The 17,768-nt window shown below is 63.1% G+C and carries 11 protein-coding genes and 1 tRNA gene; 1 reads left to right on the top strand and 11 read right to left on the bottom strand.

Annotated features, from left to right (window positions below):
- Positions 1 to 15 precede the first annotated feature (15 nt).
- From pqqF to ACLEJP_RS06585, 3 genes are all read right to left on the bottom strand, one after another.
- On the bottom strand, positions 16 to 2,316 hold the full coding sequence (gene pqqF, locus ACLEJP_RS06595) for a pyrroloquinoline quinone biosynthesis protein PqqF (RefSeq protein WP_440805012.1): 2,301 nt from the start codon (positions 2,314 to 2,316) through the stop codon (positions 16 to 18).
- Between the two features lie 82 nt (positions 2,317 to 2,398).
- The gene (locus ACLEJP_RS06590; RefSeq protein WP_440805010.1) at positions 2,399 to 3,193 is read right to left on the bottom strand and encodes a carbon-nitrogen hydrolase family protein; all 795 of its coding nucleotides are present in this window, start codon (positions 3,191 to 3,193) and stop codon (positions 2,399 to 2,401) included.
- Between the two features lie 14 nt (positions 3,194 to 3,207).
- On the bottom strand, positions 3,208 to 4,890 hold the full coding sequence (locus ACLEJP_RS06585) for a flavin monoamine oxidase family protein (protein WP_289131759.1): 1,683 nt from the start codon (positions 4,888 to 4,890) through the stop codon (positions 3,208 to 3,210).
- Positions 4,891 to 5,420: 530 nt separating this feature from the next.
- Between ACLEJP_RS06585 and ACLEJP_RS06580 the strand changes: the two genes are divergently transcribed.
- Positions 5,421 to 5,711 (top strand): hypothetical protein, encoded by a 291-nt coding sequence (locus tag ACLEJP_RS06580; protein ID WP_440805008.1) that lies wholly within the window; start codon positions 5,421 to 5,423, stop codon positions 5,709 to 5,711.
- 12 nt (positions 5,712 to 5,723) lie between these two features.
- On the opposite strand, the gene ACLEJP_RS06575 is transcribed toward ACLEJP_RS06580, so the two are convergent.
- From ACLEJP_RS06575 to dnaG, 8 genes are all read right to left on the bottom strand, one after another.
- Positions 5,724 to 6,185, bottom strand: coding sequence for an Lrp/AsnC family transcriptional regulator (locus tag ACLEJP_RS06575; RefSeq protein WP_289131763.1), 462 nt, complete (start codon positions 6,183 to 6,185; stop codon positions 5,724 to 5,726).
- 126 nt (positions 6,186 to 6,311) lie between these two features.
- The gene (locus tag ACLEJP_RS06570; protein WP_440805007.1) at positions 6,312 to 7,352 is read right to left on the bottom strand and encodes a MerR family transcriptional regulator; all 1,041 of its coding nucleotides are present in this window, start codon (positions 7,350 to 7,352) and stop codon (positions 6,312 to 6,314) included.
- A gap of 37 nt (positions 7,353 to 7,389) precedes the next feature.
- Positions 7,390 to 8,256, bottom strand: coding sequence for a class I SAM-dependent methyltransferase (locus ACLEJP_RS06565; RefSeq protein WP_440805006.1), 867 nt, complete (start codon positions 8,254 to 8,256; stop codon positions 7,390 to 7,392).
- 157 nt (positions 8,257 to 8,413) lie between these two features.
- On the bottom strand, positions 8,414 to 9,535 hold the full coding sequence (locus tag ACLEJP_RS06560; protein WP_440805005.1) for a Fic family protein: 1,122 nt from the start codon (positions 9,533 to 9,535) through the stop codon (positions 8,414 to 8,416).
- 188 nt (positions 9,536 to 9,723) lie between these two features.
- Positions 9,724 to 9,800 (bottom strand) — tRNA-Ile (locus tag ACLEJP_RS06555).
- Positions 9,801 to 9,816: 16 nt separating this feature from the next.
- Positions 9,817 to 13,560: an EAL domain-containing protein gene (locus tag ACLEJP_RS06550; RefSeq protein WP_440805003.1), complete on the bottom strand. Its 3,744-nt coding sequence runs from the start codon at positions 13,558 to 13,560 to the stop codon at positions 9,817 to 9,819.
- Positions 13,561 to 13,714: 154 nt separating this feature from the next.
- Entirely contained in the window at positions 13,715 to 15,565 is a 1,851-nt protein-coding gene (gene rpoD, locus ACLEJP_RS06545; protein ID WP_440805001.1) for an RNA polymerase sigma factor RpoD, read from the bottom strand.
- A gap of 67 nt (positions 15,566 to 15,632) precedes the next feature.
- Positions 15,633 to 17,615 (bottom strand): DNA primase, encoded by a 1,983-nt coding sequence (gene dnaG, locus ACLEJP_RS06540; RefSeq protein ID WP_225780126.1) that lies wholly within the window; start codon positions 17,613 to 17,615, stop codon positions 15,633 to 15,635.
- Between the last annotated feature and the right edge of the window lie 153 nt (positions 17,616 to 17,768).

Here is a 17,768-nt window from a genome sequence, read left to right as displayed (position 1 = left end):
CAGTTTGCGTAATAATCACGCGGTTGCGGTCAGCCAGGCACCTTCTGGTGCGGCGGCGTTGGCCAGGCACAGCCACCGGCTGTCGCTGTCCAGCAGGTAGCCCAGCAGGTGCTCAAGGTCCGCCTGTTGCGTGCCCAGAATCGCCCCGCGCAGTGTATCCAGCCCCCCAGCTTGCGTGGCCAGGTATGTCTGCCATGCCCATTCGGCAACTTCCTCGTTGGCCATCGCGGGTTCCGCGAATTGCCCGGCCAGTGCCTGACGAGCGGCAGGGTCGAATGCAACGCCCTGGCGGAGCAAGGTGAGCAGGTGGTCCAGTATCTGCGCCTGGCTGGTGTGCGGCGACTGCACGCCGAACAGCAGGCCGCCGAGCCCTTCGACCTGACGAAAGGCACTGAATACCGCATAGCCGAGTTGCAGTTCTACCCGCAGCCGTTGATAGACCGGCCCTTGCAGCAATTGGGCGAGCAGGCGGCCAGCGGCTTCCAACGCCGGCGGCAATGGGCAGAACAGCAGCAGGGCGTGTTCACTGCCAGGAACGTCGACCTGCTGCCAGCGGTGGCTGGCCCAGGCCGGCAGCGGGCCAGGCGCCGAGGCTTGGCCAGGGCAATGTTGCATCGCCGCTGCCAAGGCATTCACGGCGCTATCGTCGAAGCCAACCGCCAGGCCGTGCCAGCGTGCGTTCTGCCAGAGGCTGTCGAGCTGAGGCCGCGCCAGCGTGCCGGGTAGAACAGGCGCAGGCAAGGCGCCCAGCACGCAATTCGGCAGTTGCTTGAGCAAGGCCCTGATCGGTATCAGCGGCGGAGGCGGGGTCGAAGGGGCGAGCCAGCTATCGTCCGCTGGCTCTACCAGCAGCACCAAAGCCTGTTCCAGGGTCCGCAGCACCGCAGCCGGCAGCCCGGCGCAGCGCAATTGCCAATACTCGCCAGCGGCGCTCAACTGCAACTGTACCGACGCCCGCGCGCAGCGCTCCTGCAGCGGCTGCAAGGCGCGTTCGAGCACCGCGTACAGCGGCTGGCGCGAGGGATCCGGCACCTGCCAGCGCAGGTACAGCGTCGCGTACTGACGGGCGGCCGGCAGCTGGTCGCTGATCTTCAGGGCTGCTGGCAATGGTTGCGGCCTGGCAGCAGGCAGGTCGGCCACCAGCAAGGGCTCTGCAGCGGGCAAATGCCAATGCCCATGTACGCAGCTCGGCAGGCCCGCCAGCAGGGTACGGAAGGCCTGCAGGGTTGTTGTATCCAGGCCGCTGAATGGCAGGCCGGCACTGTCCCGGCGGGCCAGCTCAAGCGCGCTGGCGCTGCGTTCGCGGCTTTGCTGCAACAAGGCGAACTCGGCGTTCAATTGCTCGGCTTCGGCCTGGCGGAGGAAGCCGAACCATCCTTGCAGCAGGGCATCCACCTCTTCCCGGCACGCGTCCTCGGTAAGCTGCAGGTCGATATGCCACAACAATTGCCCGGCGTATGCATACAACGCCTCGGCCTTGAAACCTTGCAGCCAGCCGTGTTGGCGAAGCGCAGCCAGCCAGGTGCCCGGGCGGCTGTCGCCAAGGCAACTGATCAGCAGCTCCAGGGCTTGCTCGGCACCCGCCGGCAGGTGCGTGTGGCTGAATACGCGCGGCAGGGTCGGCGTGGCCAGCGGCGGTGGCAGGGCCTGGGGTACCCGTTCAGCCGTTGTAAACTGCGCGGCATGCTGCCGGCCGAGCTTTTCCAGTTCGTCCAGCGGCTGTGGGCCGCACAGGCTCAAGGTAATCTGGCCGCCCTGGTAGAAGCGCTGATGGAAGCCCTGCAACGCCTGCTGGAAGGCCGGGTCGTGCACGGCCAGGGTGTACCGGTTGCCGGCATGGAAAGCGCTCAGTGGATGGCCCGGCGCTGCGGCCTGCAGCAAGGCGAACTGCTGCTGGGCCTGCGGGTTGCGCGACCAGGCAATGAACTCGGCGTGGATCACTTCACGCTCGCGGCGTTGGTGCTCGATGCCCAGGTCCGGTTCGGCGAGCATCTGGCACAAGCGCTCGAGCCCGCCCGCCAGGGCCGTGGGCGGCACCTCGAAGAAAAAGTCGGTGGTGCGTTCCCGGGTGCTGGCATTGACCTGGCCGCCCAGCGCCTGCACGTAGCGCATCAGGCCGTCTGCAAGCGGGAAGCGTGGGGTGCCGAGGAAGAACAGGTGTTCCAGAAAGTGCGCAAGGCCGGGCCATCTGCCCGGCGCATCGTGACTGCCTGCGTGCACCCGCAGGGCAGCGGCCGAACGCTTCAGGCGCGGGGCGTGGCGCAGGCTCAGCTGCAGGCCGCTGGCAAGGGTCAGGTGGCGGATGGCGTCAGGCATGGGGGCTCCGTTTACTGCATGCCATGCTAACCCATTTGTTGGCAGGCTCGGCCTGTTCGCGGGGTTACCCGTGAAAAGGCCATCAGCCTTTGCGCAGATGCAGCTCCTGGCGCAGATCGGTCAGGTAGGGAAATGCCGCCCGTCCCTGTACCACCCGCTCGTGCTCGAGTTCGGCCAGCAACTGGCACTCGTCATGCCCGGCCATCGCCAGCAGGCTGCCATCGGGGCCGATGATGCTGCTCTGCCCGCAATACTGGATCTCGCCTTCCGCACCGCAGTAATTGGCATACACCAGGTAGCACTGGTTCTCCTGTGCCCGTGCCCGCACGGTCACCTGGCAGACAAAGTCGTACGGCGTCATGTTCGCCGTCGGCACCAGGATCAGCTCGGCGCCGTCCAGCGCCAGGCGGCGGGCATTTTCCGGGAACTCGATGTCGTAGCAGATCAGCAGGCCGACCTTCCAGCCATCCAGCTCGACCACGGGGAAGTGGTCCGGGCCTGCGCTGAACATCGAGCGGTCCAGTTCACCGAACAGGTGGGTCTTGCGGTAGTTGCCCAGGCTGCGCCCCTGGGCATCGATCAACTGCACGCTGTTGTAGATCGCGCCATCATCGCCGCGCTCCGGGTAGCCATAGACGATGGCGATGCGGTGCGCCTGGGCGATCTCCACCACCTCCAGGGCTGCCGGGCCATCGTCGGCCTCGGCCAGGCGTTCGACCTGGGCCAGGCCGATGTTGTAGCCGGTCAGGAACATTTCCGGGCACACCAGCAACCGCGCGCCGCGTTCGGCCGCCAGTTGCGCCTGGTGGCGCAAGCGTTGCAGGTTGCCGGGCACGTCCAGTGGCTTGGGCGCGCCCTGGAACAGAGCGATGCGCATGCTGCCTCCTTGTCTCAGTCCGCCAGGGCGATCGGGCCGATTTCGTTGAACACGTCGCCTGGGCCAGGGTTTTCCGGGTGGGTGCGACCACCAAAGTGGTTCATGATACCCCACACCGCATTCAGCGAGGTCTGCACAGCGCCTTCGACCCAGGCAGGGGTCCAGGACACGTCGTCACCGGCGATGAAGATGCCACGCTGCTCGGCAGGCATGTCTTGCTGCATGAAGTGCGCGTACATGCGCTGGTTGTAGCGGTAGTGGCCGGGCAGCGCACCCTTGAAGGCGCCGAGGAAGTACGGGTCGGCTTCCCAGGAAACGGTGATCGGGTCGCCGATGATGTGCCCGGCGATGTCGGTCTTCGGGTAGATCTTCTTCAGCGCGTCCAGGGCCAGCTGCACGCGTTTTTCCACCGGGTGCGGCAACATCTTCAGGGCGTCGCTCATCCAGGCATAGGACAGGCAGATCACTCCCGGCTTGTCGTCGCCGTTGTCGAACAGGTAGGTACCGCGAGTGAGACGATCGGTGAGGGTCATGCTCATCAGGTCGCGGCCGGTTTCCGGGTCCTTGTCCTTCCAGAATGGCCGGTCGACCATGACGAAAGTCTTCGACGACTGCATGTAGCGGGTGCGGTCCAGGGCCATCCACATCTTTTGCGAGAACAGCGATTCCTCGCAGTCGATCTGGGTGGTCAGCAGCCAGGTCTGGCAGGTGGCGAGCACGGCGCTGTAATGCCGCGTGTCGCCCCAGTTGTCGGTGACCGCCAGGCGGCCATCGGCAGCGCGAGCGATGCGCTTGACCCCGGTACGCGGCGCGCCGCCATGCAGCGAACTCAGGCTGGTGCCCTCGGGCCAGTGCACGCAACGTTCCGGCACATGGCGCCAGATGCCTTGCGGCACCTGCTCGACGCCGCCGACCACCAGGTGCTGGTGGTCGTCGCAATTGGTCATCACCACGCGGAAGATTTCCAGCATCGAGTTGGGGAAGTCCGAGTCCCAGCCACCGGTGCCGAAGCCAACCTGGCCGAACACTTCGCGGTGCTGGAAGCTCAGCTTGGCGAACGAGCGCGAGGTGGCCACGAAGTCGTAGAAGGTGCGGTCGTCCCACAGCGGTACCAGCTTGTTCCACAGTTCTTTCAAGCGTGGTACGTCACGGTCACGGATGGCCTGTTGGATGTCGGCGAACTGGGCACCGCTTTCCAGCGCGTCGGCCCAGGCGTCGGCCACCTCCTGGAACAGCTTGGGCAGGTCGCCAGGTTTTTCGGCGTAGTAGGTCTGGCCTTCCAGGTCGATCACGGTGCTGCCCGAGGCCGGCGTCAGCGGGTTGGGGAAGGGCTTGGTTTCCAGGCCCAGCTTGTCCACATAGTGGTAGAAGGCGGTGGACGATACCGGGAAGCGCATGCCACCCAGTTCGGCGATGACCCCGTCGGTACCGTTGAAGGCTTGCGAGCGCAGCCGGCCACCCAGTTTGGAGGCCTCGTACACCACCGGTTTGAGGCCCAGTTTCATCAGCTCGTAGGCCGCCACCAGCCCGGCGATACCGGCGCCCACGATGGCCACCTCCTCACCGTGGCGCTCGGCCGGGATGCTGCCCAGGCCTGCGGGGTGTTCCAGCCAGTCGTCGAAGGCGAAGGGGAAGTCCGGGCCGAAAATGGTGATGGGCTTTTTGCCGTCGGCGGGGTGGCGGTTTTTCTTGTTCATGGAAGTGACCTTGCCAGAGGGGCTGCGCCGGGAGCGGAGCCTGAGTATAGGAGATGCCTGGGGCCATTTTAGGGAGTGGGTTGTTCGTTATTAAGGTGCATTGTGTTGTCCAAATGTCACTTGCATCGTCTATATGACGAAAAAATGATCATTTAAGACGAATCAGATGAAAGCTTACCGAAGGCAGACAACTTTCCCTGTGGGCTTTGAATCGGGGGTGATCAGCCATTTCCTACACCCGAGCCGTGCGTTAAAGAATTACCCTACGCCCGCTATAGCCTCGGTCTGGCTGCGTGGGAAACGCCTCATCGTTAACTTCAATGGATTGCCCTTGTTCGGGCGATCGGGTGTGAGAACCCATTCTCCAACTTCGCACCAAGGCTTGTGTCATGGCAGCTGTGCGCGGGCAGGCTTCGGCCTGGCCGGATTTCCAAGTTGGCCGGTTTCTCACCCCGTGCATGGCTGCCGCCCAGTCCCGTGAGAAGGAGTTGGTCGGCAGTTTCCTAAAGGCTCAATTTGGAAATTGCATCATGAAGAGTTCTGATTCCGGTCAACCCGAAAAACTCAGACCCACCGCCGAGAAATCCTTCTGCAACTGTGAGTCCAGCCACCCATCGCTGTTCGCCATCCGCCCTGGCATCGACGCCGCAGATGCCTTGGTTCACGCTTGCCTTCTGGCCCGTGGCCTCAACCAGATCGCCAGCGACTACGCCCAGCACCATGCCCCCGAGCGCAGCCGTACCATGGTCTGGTCGATGCAGCATTGCGCCGAAAGCCTCTCGGCGATCCTGGAGGGCCTGCTCGACGGCCAGGAAGCCTGACCGCCAGCTGGCTCAGAGCGGCTGCCCGCGGTCCACCTTGCTGCTGAGGATGATCGACGTAGTGGTCTTCTCCACCCCGTCGAGACTGCCGATCTGGTCGAGCAACTGGTCCAGCTGTTCGGGCGAGTCGGTACGCAACCAGGCCACATAGTCGAACTCGCCGCTTACCGCACACAGCTGCTGCACCTGCCCCATGGCACTCAGGCGCCGCACCACCTCCTTGCCCGAGCGCGGCTGCACCTTGATCCCCACGTACGCCTGCAGCCCGCCGCCCAACACCCGCTGGCCCAGGCGCACACCATAGCCGGAGATGACCTTGTTCTTCTCCAGCCGCTCCAGGCGCGAGTTGACGGTGGTGCGGGCGATACCCAGCTGGCGGGCGAGGGTGGCGACGCTTTCACGGGCGTTGATCTGCAGCAAGGCGATCAGCTGGCGATCGATTTCATCCAGCGTGATGGAGCGGGAATCCGACATGGCAAGTCTCTACGGTTGGCCTGCTAGCCTAGCCAGCCCTTGGCGATGAGGGCAAGGGCAGTCGCAGTGGCTTGTATTGGCAAGGTACTGTGCAGGCAGCAGGTGAGGCGTCGGGAGATGTGTGAGTCAAGTGTTGGGGGTTTGGCCATCCGCACTTGCAGAAACCGAAGCGACGGCGCCCTTGAGGAACGTCAGCAGACCAGGATGGAGCCAGGTGCCGATGTGCAACTCTGGCTCCGACTCCTCGGCCCGTCGCATCGCCTGGAGGGCAGCGTCGTCCAGCGCGAGCTTGCGGCGCATGTCCAGCCAGGACCTGGCGATAGCCTGCACCTCGGCGTTCGTGGTCGGACAACGAGCCTTGCGCAGGGCTTCCAACCTATCCAGCAGGCGCGGCCACTCGCGCATGACGTCGATGTAGGTGCGGCGTAGATGTTTATAGGCGTTGGCAGCCAGGTGCTTGCGATAAACCAGCAGGCGGTGCTCACAGAACGCACTGAGGATGTACTCTGCAAGTTGTGGAGTAAAACCTGTATTCGCCAGATCGGCGCTTTGCGAAGTCAGCAGATTATCTACGCGCACGAACATTCCGGCATTGGACCGCGTGTCTTTTTCCAACAGCGCCATCCAGTCGCGTGCTGCATGGCGAGCAACCGATGCGCGTGGTGACACGCCCTTTGCAAGCAAAGCGCGAAGGCCATCAACCCGCCCCTGCCAAGCAGCCGCGAATTTTCCGTTGCTTCCCAGCAAAGGCAAGCTGAGATCGTCCTCGGTGAGGTGTTGGCGGTAGCACGCCAGGGCTTCCAGCGTGCTCAGGCAAGCCGCCTCAGACGGTTCCTCTTCAAGTATTGCGCGCTGGAGACGTTCCAGGCTGGCGCGAAGCTTCTGCTGACGTGCTATTTCCGCATCGACACGGGCCAACTGCGCAGCGAGAACCGCTGGAGTTGAAAGCACGCCTCCATCAAGGGTGTGGCGAATTTCATCCAGAGGAATGCCCAGCGCGCGAAGCGCCAGGATCTTGCCCAGCCTTTGGATGTCTGCCGCGCCATAAAGTCGATAGCCGGCGTCAGAACGAACGGACGGTTTAAGCAGCCCAAGGCTGTCATAGTGGTGCAGGGTGCGTACCGAAAGCCCCGACCGCCTGGCAAGTTCGCCGACTTTAAGCCGCACAGCAATGTCTCCTCCTATACCCGGTGGCGAATGTAGGTTAACCGACGGTGGCCCTGTACAGGCGCAAACCGCCATCCAATGTCTGCAGGCCGTCTCGCCGACGCATGAAGTAGCGAGCGTTGATGGCTTCAGCGTCCAGGCATTCCACCTCGCAGAACCCACTGCCAAGGAGCGTCGCCTTCAGTTCGGCGGGGTCAAACGCGCTTAGCCAAGGTTCGCCTGCGGCTGCGAATGAGCGTGCAGCCATATCGTCCATCAATTGCTCGACCGGTGACAGCAAGCCGCGCGTGACGCGCGCATCGAACACAATCTCGCTCTGGGGCGGATAAAGGGCAACCTGGCGGACCATTGCCAAAGCGACGGAGGTTTCCAGGTAGGGAAGTACGCCCAGGCAGCTGAAAAAGGTCGGGCGTTCCGGGTCGATTCCATGTTTATCGAACACTGCTGGCAAAGAAACTTCGGCAAGGTCTGCGGTAACGAAGGCGACGTTGGAAGGGATCGCGACACCGCTCTCCTGCAAACGCTCCAGTTTCCATTGTTGGATCTCTGCCTGATCCAGCTCAACGCATCTGACGCTGTCGGGAAGGCGAAGGGACAGCGTGTCCAGGCCGGCTCCGAGGATCACGACCTGGCGCAGCCCAGCGCTTATGGCAAGGGCCACTCGGTCTTCCACCAGCTTGCTGCGTGCGATCACTGCCGCGCGCAGCGTACGGAGCATTGGCGCATTGTAGGCATAAGGGTCGACGACCGTTTGCCGTGCCAGGCTGCTGCCCAGTACATCGAACGCGTGCCTGTCCTGCAATAGCGTAGGTTCATCGAGAAGTTGGTGGGCCGCACGCGCAAGGGCCATGGTAAGCGCTGAGCGGCGGCGGGGAATACCCTCGAGAAGGGGTTGCTGTTTCATATTACCGTTACATCCCATCACGTCTGGTTGACCATACGCATGGTCAAGCCTCCCGTAGCGTGAGGGTCAAGTCTGCTTCCGCGTTCTTTTGGCGCGGGGGGGGCCACTGTTCTACGGCCTGATGAAGCAGTGCGGCAGTGGAGTGCGGTTCAACTGCTCAGCGTGTTATTTGATAGCGTGTGCTGCGCCCGCCACCAGGCAGTCGTTCGATACAGCCCTTTTCCAGCAAGTCGCTCAGGTGACGGGTCGCGGTGGCTTTGGACACCTTGGCCACCGCTTGGTACTGAGCGGCGCTGATGCCCTCTTCAAAGCCACGTTCGCCACCGTCCAGCAGGCGATTGAGCACCTTGATCTGCTCTACCGACAACGCCTGGCTGCGATGCGTCTGCCAGAAGCGTGCCTTGGCCAGCACGCGGTCAATACGAGCAAGCGCCTGTTCCAGGCTTTTGAGCAACGTCGCGAGGAACCATTGCAGCCAGGCGGTGATGTCCAGGGAGCCTTTCTGGCTGGCCTCGAGGATGCGGTAGTAACCGGTGCGGTCATCGAGGATGCTTGCGGACATGGCGTAAAAGCGGATGGCCTGCTGCTCGCCCTGGGCCAATGCCAGGTCGGTGATTGCGCGCGTGAGGCGACCGTTGCCGTCATCGAAAGGGTGCAGGGTAACGAACCAGAAATGAGCGATGCCGGCGCGTACAAAGGGGTCGAGGCTGGTCTCAGTGCGGCTGCGCTCGAACCAGGCCAGGAATTCCGCCAGTTGCACCTCCAGCCCTGCGCGAGGAGGGGCTTCGAAATGTACGGTAGGGCGGTCGATCCGGCCTGATACGACCTGCATCGGCTCATCGCCACGCAGTGCGCCGATGTGTAACGGTCGAGCCAGCAGTTGCTCATCGCTGAGGAATAACCAACGGTGCCAGGTGAACAGTCGCTGTTCGTCCAGCGGTTGCTGGTGGACACGGGTGGCGTCGAGCAGGAGTTCCGCCAGGCCCTCGGAGCGGGAGGTGGTGCGGCCTTCCTCGTTCAGCCCCAAGCGCCGTGCCAGTGATGAGCGTACCGAACCGACATTCAGCTGCTCACCCTCGATGGCTGAAGAGGTGATGATGTTCTGCAGCATCGCATCCAGGCTGCTCTGCACTTCGGTGTCTTCCCCCACCGCGCCGAGCATGCCCAACAGACGTCCCTGGGCCTGACCGCAAGCGCGCAGCAGCGGTGCGAGCGCTTCGGCTTGCCAGCTGAAGTGTGGCCAATCAGGCTGCTGCCAGATCCAGAGCGGGTCGTTCATAAGATTCGATGAGCCGATTAACGAGCCTATTCGGCTCACATGATGAGCCGATAATGCCGGCTATTCGGCTCACTGTCTATTTTCTGAGCAGGTTGTTTGGTTATGGCGTGTGTGGACAACGTCTAAGTCACCTTGCGTTTTTGCAGGGGCCAGAAACGCGAAAGCCGCGCAATGCGCGGCTTGTAAGCTGGTGGGCCCACACGGACTCGAACCGTGGACCAAAGGATTATGAGTCCTCTGCTCTAACCGACTGAGCTATAGGCCCTCAGTGAGTGGCCGGATTATAACGAGGGTTTCGCACCTGTGCCATCTGAAAGATCCGATAGTGCTATGCGAAGGAAACCGGCCGCAAACTCCTCGGGTGGCAGTGGCAGGCTGACGATGTAACCCTGGATCTGCTCGCACCCTTCAGCCGCCAGAAAACGCTGCTGGGCCTGGTTTTCCACGCCTTCGGCAATGATGGTCAGCTGCATGCTGCGGCCCAGGGCGATGATCGCGCGGGCGATGGCGGCGTCGTGTGGGTCGTCGGGCAGGCCGCGGATGAACGACTTGTCGATCTTCAGGATGTCCAGCGGCAGGCGCTTGAGGTAGCTCAGCGAGGAGTACCCGGTGCCGAAGTCGTCAATGGCCAGTTGCACGCCCAGTTTCTTCAACTGGTACAGCACGGCCAGGGCTTCTTCTGCCTGGCTCATGATGAAGTTCTCGGTGATTTCCAGCTGCAGGTCGCCGGCCCTCAACTGGTAGTGCTTGAGCAGCTGTTCGATACGCCGGGCCAGGTGCGGGTGGCGCAGTTGCGCGCCGGCCAGGTTGATCGACAGCGGGCCGAAAGGCTCGTAGTGCTGCTTCCAGGCCTGCATCTGCCTGCAGGCCTGCTCCAGCACCCAGTCGCCAAGCTGGAGAATGGTGCCGTTCTCTTCCGCCAGGTGGATGAAGTGCTCCGGCGGTACCTCACCGAAGGTCGGGTGGCTCCAGCGGATCAGCGCTTCGGCACCCACCAGGTTTTGGGTCTTGAGGCTGAGCTTTGGCTGGAAGCACAGGCTCATTTCGTTGCGTTCGATGGCGCGGCGCAGCTCATGCTCCAGGGCGATGCGTTCGCTGGCCTGGGCGGTAAGGTCGACGGTATAGGCTTCGACGCGGTTGCGGCCCTTGGCCTTGGAGCGGTACATGGCCGCGTCGGCGTTGCGGATCAGGGTGGAAACGTCGGTGCCGTCCTGTGGATAAAGGCTGATGCCGATGCTGGCACTGGTGAAGAATTCGTGCTCGCCGGCCTGGAACGGTGCGTTGAAGCAGGCCAGCAGCTTGTTGGCGATGGTGCTGGCGTCGCTGGGTTTGTGCAGGCCGGGCAGCAGGATGATGAATTCGTCACCGCCCAGGCGGGCCACGGTGTCGACGTCGCGTACCTGCTCCTTCAGGCGTTGGGCGATGCCCTTGAGCAGCAGGTCGCCGACCGGATGGCCAAGGCTGTCATTGATGTGCTTGAAGCGATCAAGGTCGAGGAACAGCACCGCGCCCTGGCGGTTGGATTGCTGTTCACTGGTGAGCACGGCCTGCAGGCGGCTCTCGAACAGGGCACGGTTTGGCAGGCCGGTGAGCGGGTCGTGGTGGGCCTGGTAGTCCAGCTTGGCCTGGGCGTGCTTGAGGCTGGAGATGTCGGCGAACACGGCGACGAAGTGGGTGATCTCGCGCTCGCTGTTGCGCACGGCGCTGATGGTCAGCCAGCCAGGGTACAGTTCGCCATTCTTGCGTTTGTTGTAGATCTCGCCTTGCCAGTGGCCTTCGGCGGTCAGCTGGTGCCACATGGCGGCATAGAAGGCGCTGTCGTGCTGGCCGGAGGCGAGCAGGCGCGGGGTCTGGCCGAGCGCTTCGATCTCGCTGTAGCCGGTAATTTCGCTGAAGGCGCGGTTGACGGCACTGATGCGCTGGTCGATGTCGGTGATCAGCACGCCTTCGGCAGTGTTCTCGAACACGGTGGCGGCCAGCTGCAGTTTTTCCTGCATCAAGTGGCGCTCGGTAATGTCGCGGGCGATGGTCAGCATGCAGTCGACGCCGGCAATCGGCAGGGGCCGCGCGGACAGTTCACAAAGGCGGATCTGCCCGTCGCTACGGCGAAGGTGGCAGGTGAAGTCGCGCACGAAGCCGTCGCGGTTGAGCTGGTCGACCAGGCGCTTGCGTTCGTTGAGGTCTACCCAGATGCCCAGGTCCAGCGAGGTCTGGTCGAGGGTCGGGTGAAGGTCGTAACCGGTCAGGCGGCAGAAGCCCTCGTTCACTTCAAGCAGCAGGCCGTCGGCCTGACGCGACAGCAACAGGCCGTCGGGGGAGGCATGGAAGGCCTTGGCGAATTTTTCCTCCGAGGTTTGCAGCTGCTCCTGGGTTTCCTTGAGCTGGCTGATGTCGCGTACCGCAACCACCAGCGCCGGGGTACCGTCGAGCTCGAAGGTTTCGGCCGAGGTCAGGCCAGTGAACAGTTGGCCGTTGCTGCGCCGGAAACTCATCTCCAGGTTGCGGATGCCACCCTGGTGCAAGCGTTCGAGCAGGCGCGGGCCGCTGCCTTCGATGCCCCACAGGTTCAGGTCGGTGGCGGTGCGGCCGATCACCTGGTCGGGGGTGAGGCCGATCTGCTCTTCGAAGGCTTCGTTCACCTCCAGCAGGCAGCCGTCGCTGCGGCGGGCAATCAGCAATATGTCGGGGCACTGCTGGAACACCGAGGCGAACTTCTGTTCCGACAGGCGCAGGGCATTCTCGGTGCGCTTGGTTTCGCTGATGTCGATCATCAGCCCGCGCATCACCGGCTTGTGGCCATGCTCGATCATGCTGACGATGTTGCGCACCCACAGCGGCTGGCCATCGGCCCGGATCACCCGGTAGTCCAGGCTGTGGTCACGTCCCGCCGCCGTTTCGCTGTCGCAATAGGCCTGGGCCCACAGGGCGTCATCCGGGTGCAGGATACTGCGCCAGAAACCGGGCTTTAACCAGTCGCTCAGCGGGTAGCCCAGCAGGTTTTCGGCATGAGGTGACACGTAGCTGTAGACGAAGTCGTTGGCGTCGGCCTCCCAGGCTATCGCGGAGAGGCCCTCGACCAGGCTGCGGTAGCGATACTCGCTGCTGCGCAGCTCCTGTTCGAGGGCGATGCGCCGGGAAATCTCCGAGCTGAGGCGGCGATTGATGCGAATGACCACTGCCAGGACCGCCATCAATATCAGTACCGCTGGCAGGCCATACACCACCAGGTCGGACCAGAACATCCGTTGGTCGACCACATTGCCCACCCAGCGTTGCTGGATCTGGTTGACCTCGCCGCTGCTCATGTCGGCCATCACCTTGTCCAGAATGCCAACCAGTACCTTCTTGTCGCTTGGGACGGCCATGGCCAACTGGTAGCGGTAAGGCGTCTCGCCACTGACATAGAGGCCGTCCAGCTTGAGCTGGCGCAGGCTCCAGATACTCGACGCGAGGTCACCGACCACGGCGTCCACCTCATCGGTGGCCAGGGCCTGCAGCGTGGAGCTGACATTGGGCAGGGCCACCAGGTTGAGGTCTGGGTGATGCGTGCGCAGCAATTCGTGAGGGGCGTAGTTTTCCACCACGGCCACCTTCAGGCCGTACAGTTCGTCGAGGTTGCGCGGCTGTGCTCCACCCTTATGGGCGAGGATGACGATGGGGAAGTCGAGGTACGGGCGGGTGAAGGCCAGGTAGGCCTGGCGCTCGGGGGTGGACATGATGCCGGGCAGCAGGTCGATGCGGTTTTCCCGCGCCAGCGCCAGTACTTCGGTCCAACTGTGGGGTTCGACCGGTTTGAGCGCCACCTCCAGGCGTTGCTGGATGGTGGCGATGTAATCGGCGGCCAATCCCTGGTAGCGGCCCTCCTGGTCGCGAAACTCGAACGGTGGCCAAGAGGCGTCTACACCCAGGCTCAGCTGCGGGTGGGCAGCCAGCCAGGCTTTTTCCTCGTCTGTCAGGGTCAGGGCGCCGGCCGTTGTGTTCCACAAAACCAGGAACATCAACAGGATGGCCGGCAACAGGGACATAGCGGCCTCGCATTCAGGGGGACTGAATCGAGTGTAGACGGGCATTGCTGCCGGTGTGGGGTGGAAGGTGGAGTCTTTCGTGGAGGCCTGCACGATCCATGCGGGCGCTTCCGGAAGCGGAAAGAAAAACCCCGGCCTGGGCCGGGGTTTGTCATCACTCGTCGAGGAAGGAGCGCAGGTGCTCGCTGCGAGTGGGGTGGCGCAGTTTGCGCAACGCCTTCGCTTCGATCTGACGGATCCGCTCACGGGTCACGTCGAACTGCTTGCCCACCTCTTCAAGGGTGTGGTCGGTGTTCATGTCGATACCGAAGCGCATGCGCAGCACCTTGGCTTCACGCGCGGTGAGGCCCGAGAGCACGTCGCGGGTGGCTTCCTTGAGGCTTTCGACCGTGGCCACGTCGATCGGGGACTGCATGGTCGAGTCCTCGATGAAGTCGCCCAGGTGCGAATCTTCGTCGTCACCGATCGGGGTTTCCATGGAGATCGGCTCTTTGGCGATCTTCAATACCTTGCGGATCTTGTCCTCAGGCATTTCCATGCGCTCGCCAAGCTCTTCCGGGGTCGGTTCGCGCCCCATTTCCTGCAGCATCTGGCGGGAAATACGGTTGAGCTTGTTGATCGTCTCGATCATGTGCACCGGAATACGGATGGTGCGTGCCTGGTCGGCGATCGAACGGGTAATCGCCTGACGGATCCACCAGGTGGCATAGGTCGAGAACTTGTAGCCGCGACGGTATTCGAACTTGTCCACCGCTTTCATCAAGCCGATGTTGCCTTCCTGGATCAGGTCGAGGAACTGCAGGCCACGGTTGGTGTACTTCTTGGCGATGGAGATCACCAGACGCAGGTTCGCCTCGACCATTTCTTTCTTGGCGCGGCGGGCCTTGGCTTCACCGATCGACATGCGACGGTTGATTTCCTTGATCTCGGCAACGGTCAGGCCGCTTTCGTTCTCAAGGTCGATCAGCTTCTGCTGGCAAGCGACGATGGCTGCGTCCTTCTCACCCAGGGCGGCAGCCCACTTGGTGTTGCGCTTGGCCAGGTCACCGCTCCAGGTCTGGTCGGTTTCGTTACCGGGGAACATACGCAGGAAGTCGGCGCGCGGCATGCGCGCATCACGTACGCACAGCTGCATGATGGCGCGTTCTTGCTGGCGCAGGCGGTTCAGGGCGTCACGCACACGCTCTACCAGTACCTCGAACTGCTTGGGTACCAGCTTGATCGGCATGAACAGGTCGGCCAGGGCCTGCAGGGCCTCGATGCTTTCCTTGTGCGCGCGGCCGTTTTTCTTCAGGACCTTGTTGGTGGCCTGCAGCTGGTCGGCGACGGCACCGAAACGCTGGCGGGCAACTTCCGGGTCCGGGCCGCTCTCGGCCTCTTCCTCGTCGTCACCGCTTTCGGATTCTTCCTCGTCGTCGTCGGACTCTTCCTTCGCAGCCGCGGCCTTGGCGCCCGGGATCGGCACTTCTTCGGTCGGTGCGGCAATGTTGTCGTCAGGGTCGATATAACCGCTGAGCACGTCGGACAGGCGACCGCCTTCGCTGGTAACGCGATCATATTCACCGAGAATGTAGTCGACAGTGCCCGGGAAGTGGGCGATGGCGCCCATGACTTCGCGGATGCCTTCCTCGATACGCTTGGCGATTTCGATCTCGCCTTCGCGGGTCAGCAGCTCGACGGTACCCATTTCGCGCATGTACATGCGCACCGGGTCGGTCGTGCGGCCGATATCGGTTTCAACTGCCGCCAACGCAGCAGCGGCTTCTTCGGCCGCAGCTTCGTCGGTGTCGGCTTCCGCCAACAGAAGGGCATCCGCATCCGGAGCACTCTCGAATACGTTGATCCCCATGTCGTTGATCATGCGGATGATGTCTTCCACCTGTTCCGGATCTGAAATATCCTCAGGCAGGTGGTCGTTGACCTCCGCGTAAGTCAGGTAGCCCTGCTCACGGCCGCGGGTGATCAACTCTTTGATACGAGACTGCTGTTGCGCTTTTCCGGACATAACACCCTATCCACTGAAGGTCTTGGCGGGCAAAAAACAAGCCGAGGATTATACCCGAGCATGGGCCTCACGCGCCAGATGAGGTCGGCGTTTGTGCGGGAACATTCCGGCTCAGCAGGGCGAGGAGCTGGGATTTTTCCTCGCTGGTCAATTCGCTTTGACGTGATTTCCTGAGCAGTTGTTCCAGGCTGCGCTCGCGTTGGCGGGCGGACAAGCTAGTTATAGTGTCGAAAAACTGTTGTTCAAGGTTGTCGGCCACGATCAGCCATTCCTTTTCCGCCAGCGCCCGTAGCAGACGGCCCTGTTCGGTGCCGTGCCAACGTGCGATCAACTGCATTGAGCTTAGCCCAGGATTTTTCTGCGCGGCTTCGATCAGGGCCACCAGCAGCTGGCTGTACAGGTGTTCTTCGTCGGCGAAGTGGCTGGCGTCTTCCACCTTGCCGGCCAGCAACGGATGGTGCAGCAGGGTACGCAGGGCAGCCAGGGTCGGTGGTTCGACCGGGGCCGGCACGCGCGGTGGTGCTTCGTCACGTTGTTGCCAGGGTTTGCCGCCCTTGCGGTTCTTGTCCCAGGGCTTGTCGCTCCATGGCTTCTTGCCGCTGCCCTTGTTCGGTTTCCATGCCTGCTCCTGATGGGCAGCGGCGTAGTCGTGCTGCGGCATGTCGCCGTAGTCGGGGGTGTAGCTGGCCATGGCATCGTAATCGTAGCCAGGGTCATAGTCCGGCACGTTGCCGGGGGCCGGGGCGTGTTGCGCCAGTTGCTCGACCTGCTGTGGGTCGAGGCCGGTGATTTCGCGCAGGCGGTTGCGCATCAGCTGGCGCAGGTTGGCGCCGGGGATCTTTTCGATCAGCGGTGCTGCCAGGGTCGCCATGTGCGCCTTGCCTTCCAGCGAGCGCGGGTCGGCTTCGACGCCCAGTTGCTCGAAGAAGTAGTCGGCCAGCGGCTGGGCGTGCTGGTTGATGCGGGCCATGAAGGCATCGGTGCCTTCGGCGCGCACCAGGCTGTCCGGGTCCTCGCCTTCGGGCAGGAACAGGAAGCGCGCACGGCGGCCATCCTGCAGGTTCGGCAGGGTCGACTCCAGTGCACGCCAGGCGGCCTTGCGCCCGGCCTGGTCGCCGTCGAAGCAGAACAGCACGCTGGGCACCACGCGGAACAGGCGCTTGAGGTGCTCTTCGCTGGTGGCGGTGCCGAGGGTGGCCACGGCATTGCGCAGGCCCTGCTGGGCCAGGGCGATGACGTCCATGTAGCCCTCGACGACGATGATTTCGTCGAGGTTGCGGTTGTGCTTGCGTGCCTCGTACAGGCCGTACAGTTCCTGGCCCTTGTGGAACACCGGGGTTTCCGGGGAGTTCAGGTACTTCGGCTTGTCGTCGCCGAGCACCCGGCCACCGAAGGCGATGATGCGCCCGCGGCTGTCACGGATCGGGAACATCACCCGGTCGCGGAAGCGGTCGTAGCGCTTGCCGGTTTCGGCGTTCTCGATCAGCAGGCCGGCGTCGATCATCACCTTCTGCTGCAGGCTATCGGCACCCAGGTGCTTGAGCAGGTTGTCCCAGCCTGGCGGGGCGAAGCCCAGGCCGAAATCGCGGGCGATTTCCCCGGACAGGCCACGGCCCTTGAGGTAGTCCACCGCCGCCTTGCGCGTCGGGTGGCTGCGCAGGGCCTGGCGGTAGAACTCCGAGGCCGCGTCCAGCAACGGGTACAGCGGCGAATCGGTGGGCTGGCGTGGTTTGTGGTCGCGGCGGCCTTGCTCGCGAGGTACTTCCATGCCGGCGGCGCGGGCCAGCTCCTCGACTGCCTGGGGAAAGTCCAGGTTGTCGTGGTCCATGACGAAGCCCAGGGCGTTGCCACCGGCACCACAGCCGAAGCAGTAATAGAACTGCTTGTCGGGGCTGACCGTGAAGGAAGGGGTCTTTTCCTTGTGGAACGGGCAGCAGGCAGAGTAGTTCTTGCCGGTCTTTTTCAGCTGGACGCGCGAACTCACCACATCGACGATGTCGAGGCGGTTGATCAGGTCGTCAATGAAACTCTGGGGAATCAGCCCGGCCATGGCAGTCTCGTCATCTGGCAACTGGCAAGTCTAATCGCTCACGCGCCGAATGGGGCGGGTGCCGCTTGGAGAAGTACGAGGGAAAATGTGCTCGTCGCCAGCCCCGTAGGGCCCGTCAGTCGGACGTGCACGTCTGGTCATACAACAAGGAGG

The organism is Pseudomonas sp. SMV7, assembly GCF_052041995.1.
In the GTDB taxonomy this organism is placed as follows: domain Bacteria; phylum Pseudomonadota; class Gammaproteobacteria; order Pseudomonadales; family Pseudomonadaceae; genus Aquipseudomonas.
Note: the sequence above shows the minus strand (reverse complement) of the source record. Positions and strands in the feature narration are given on the sequence as shown.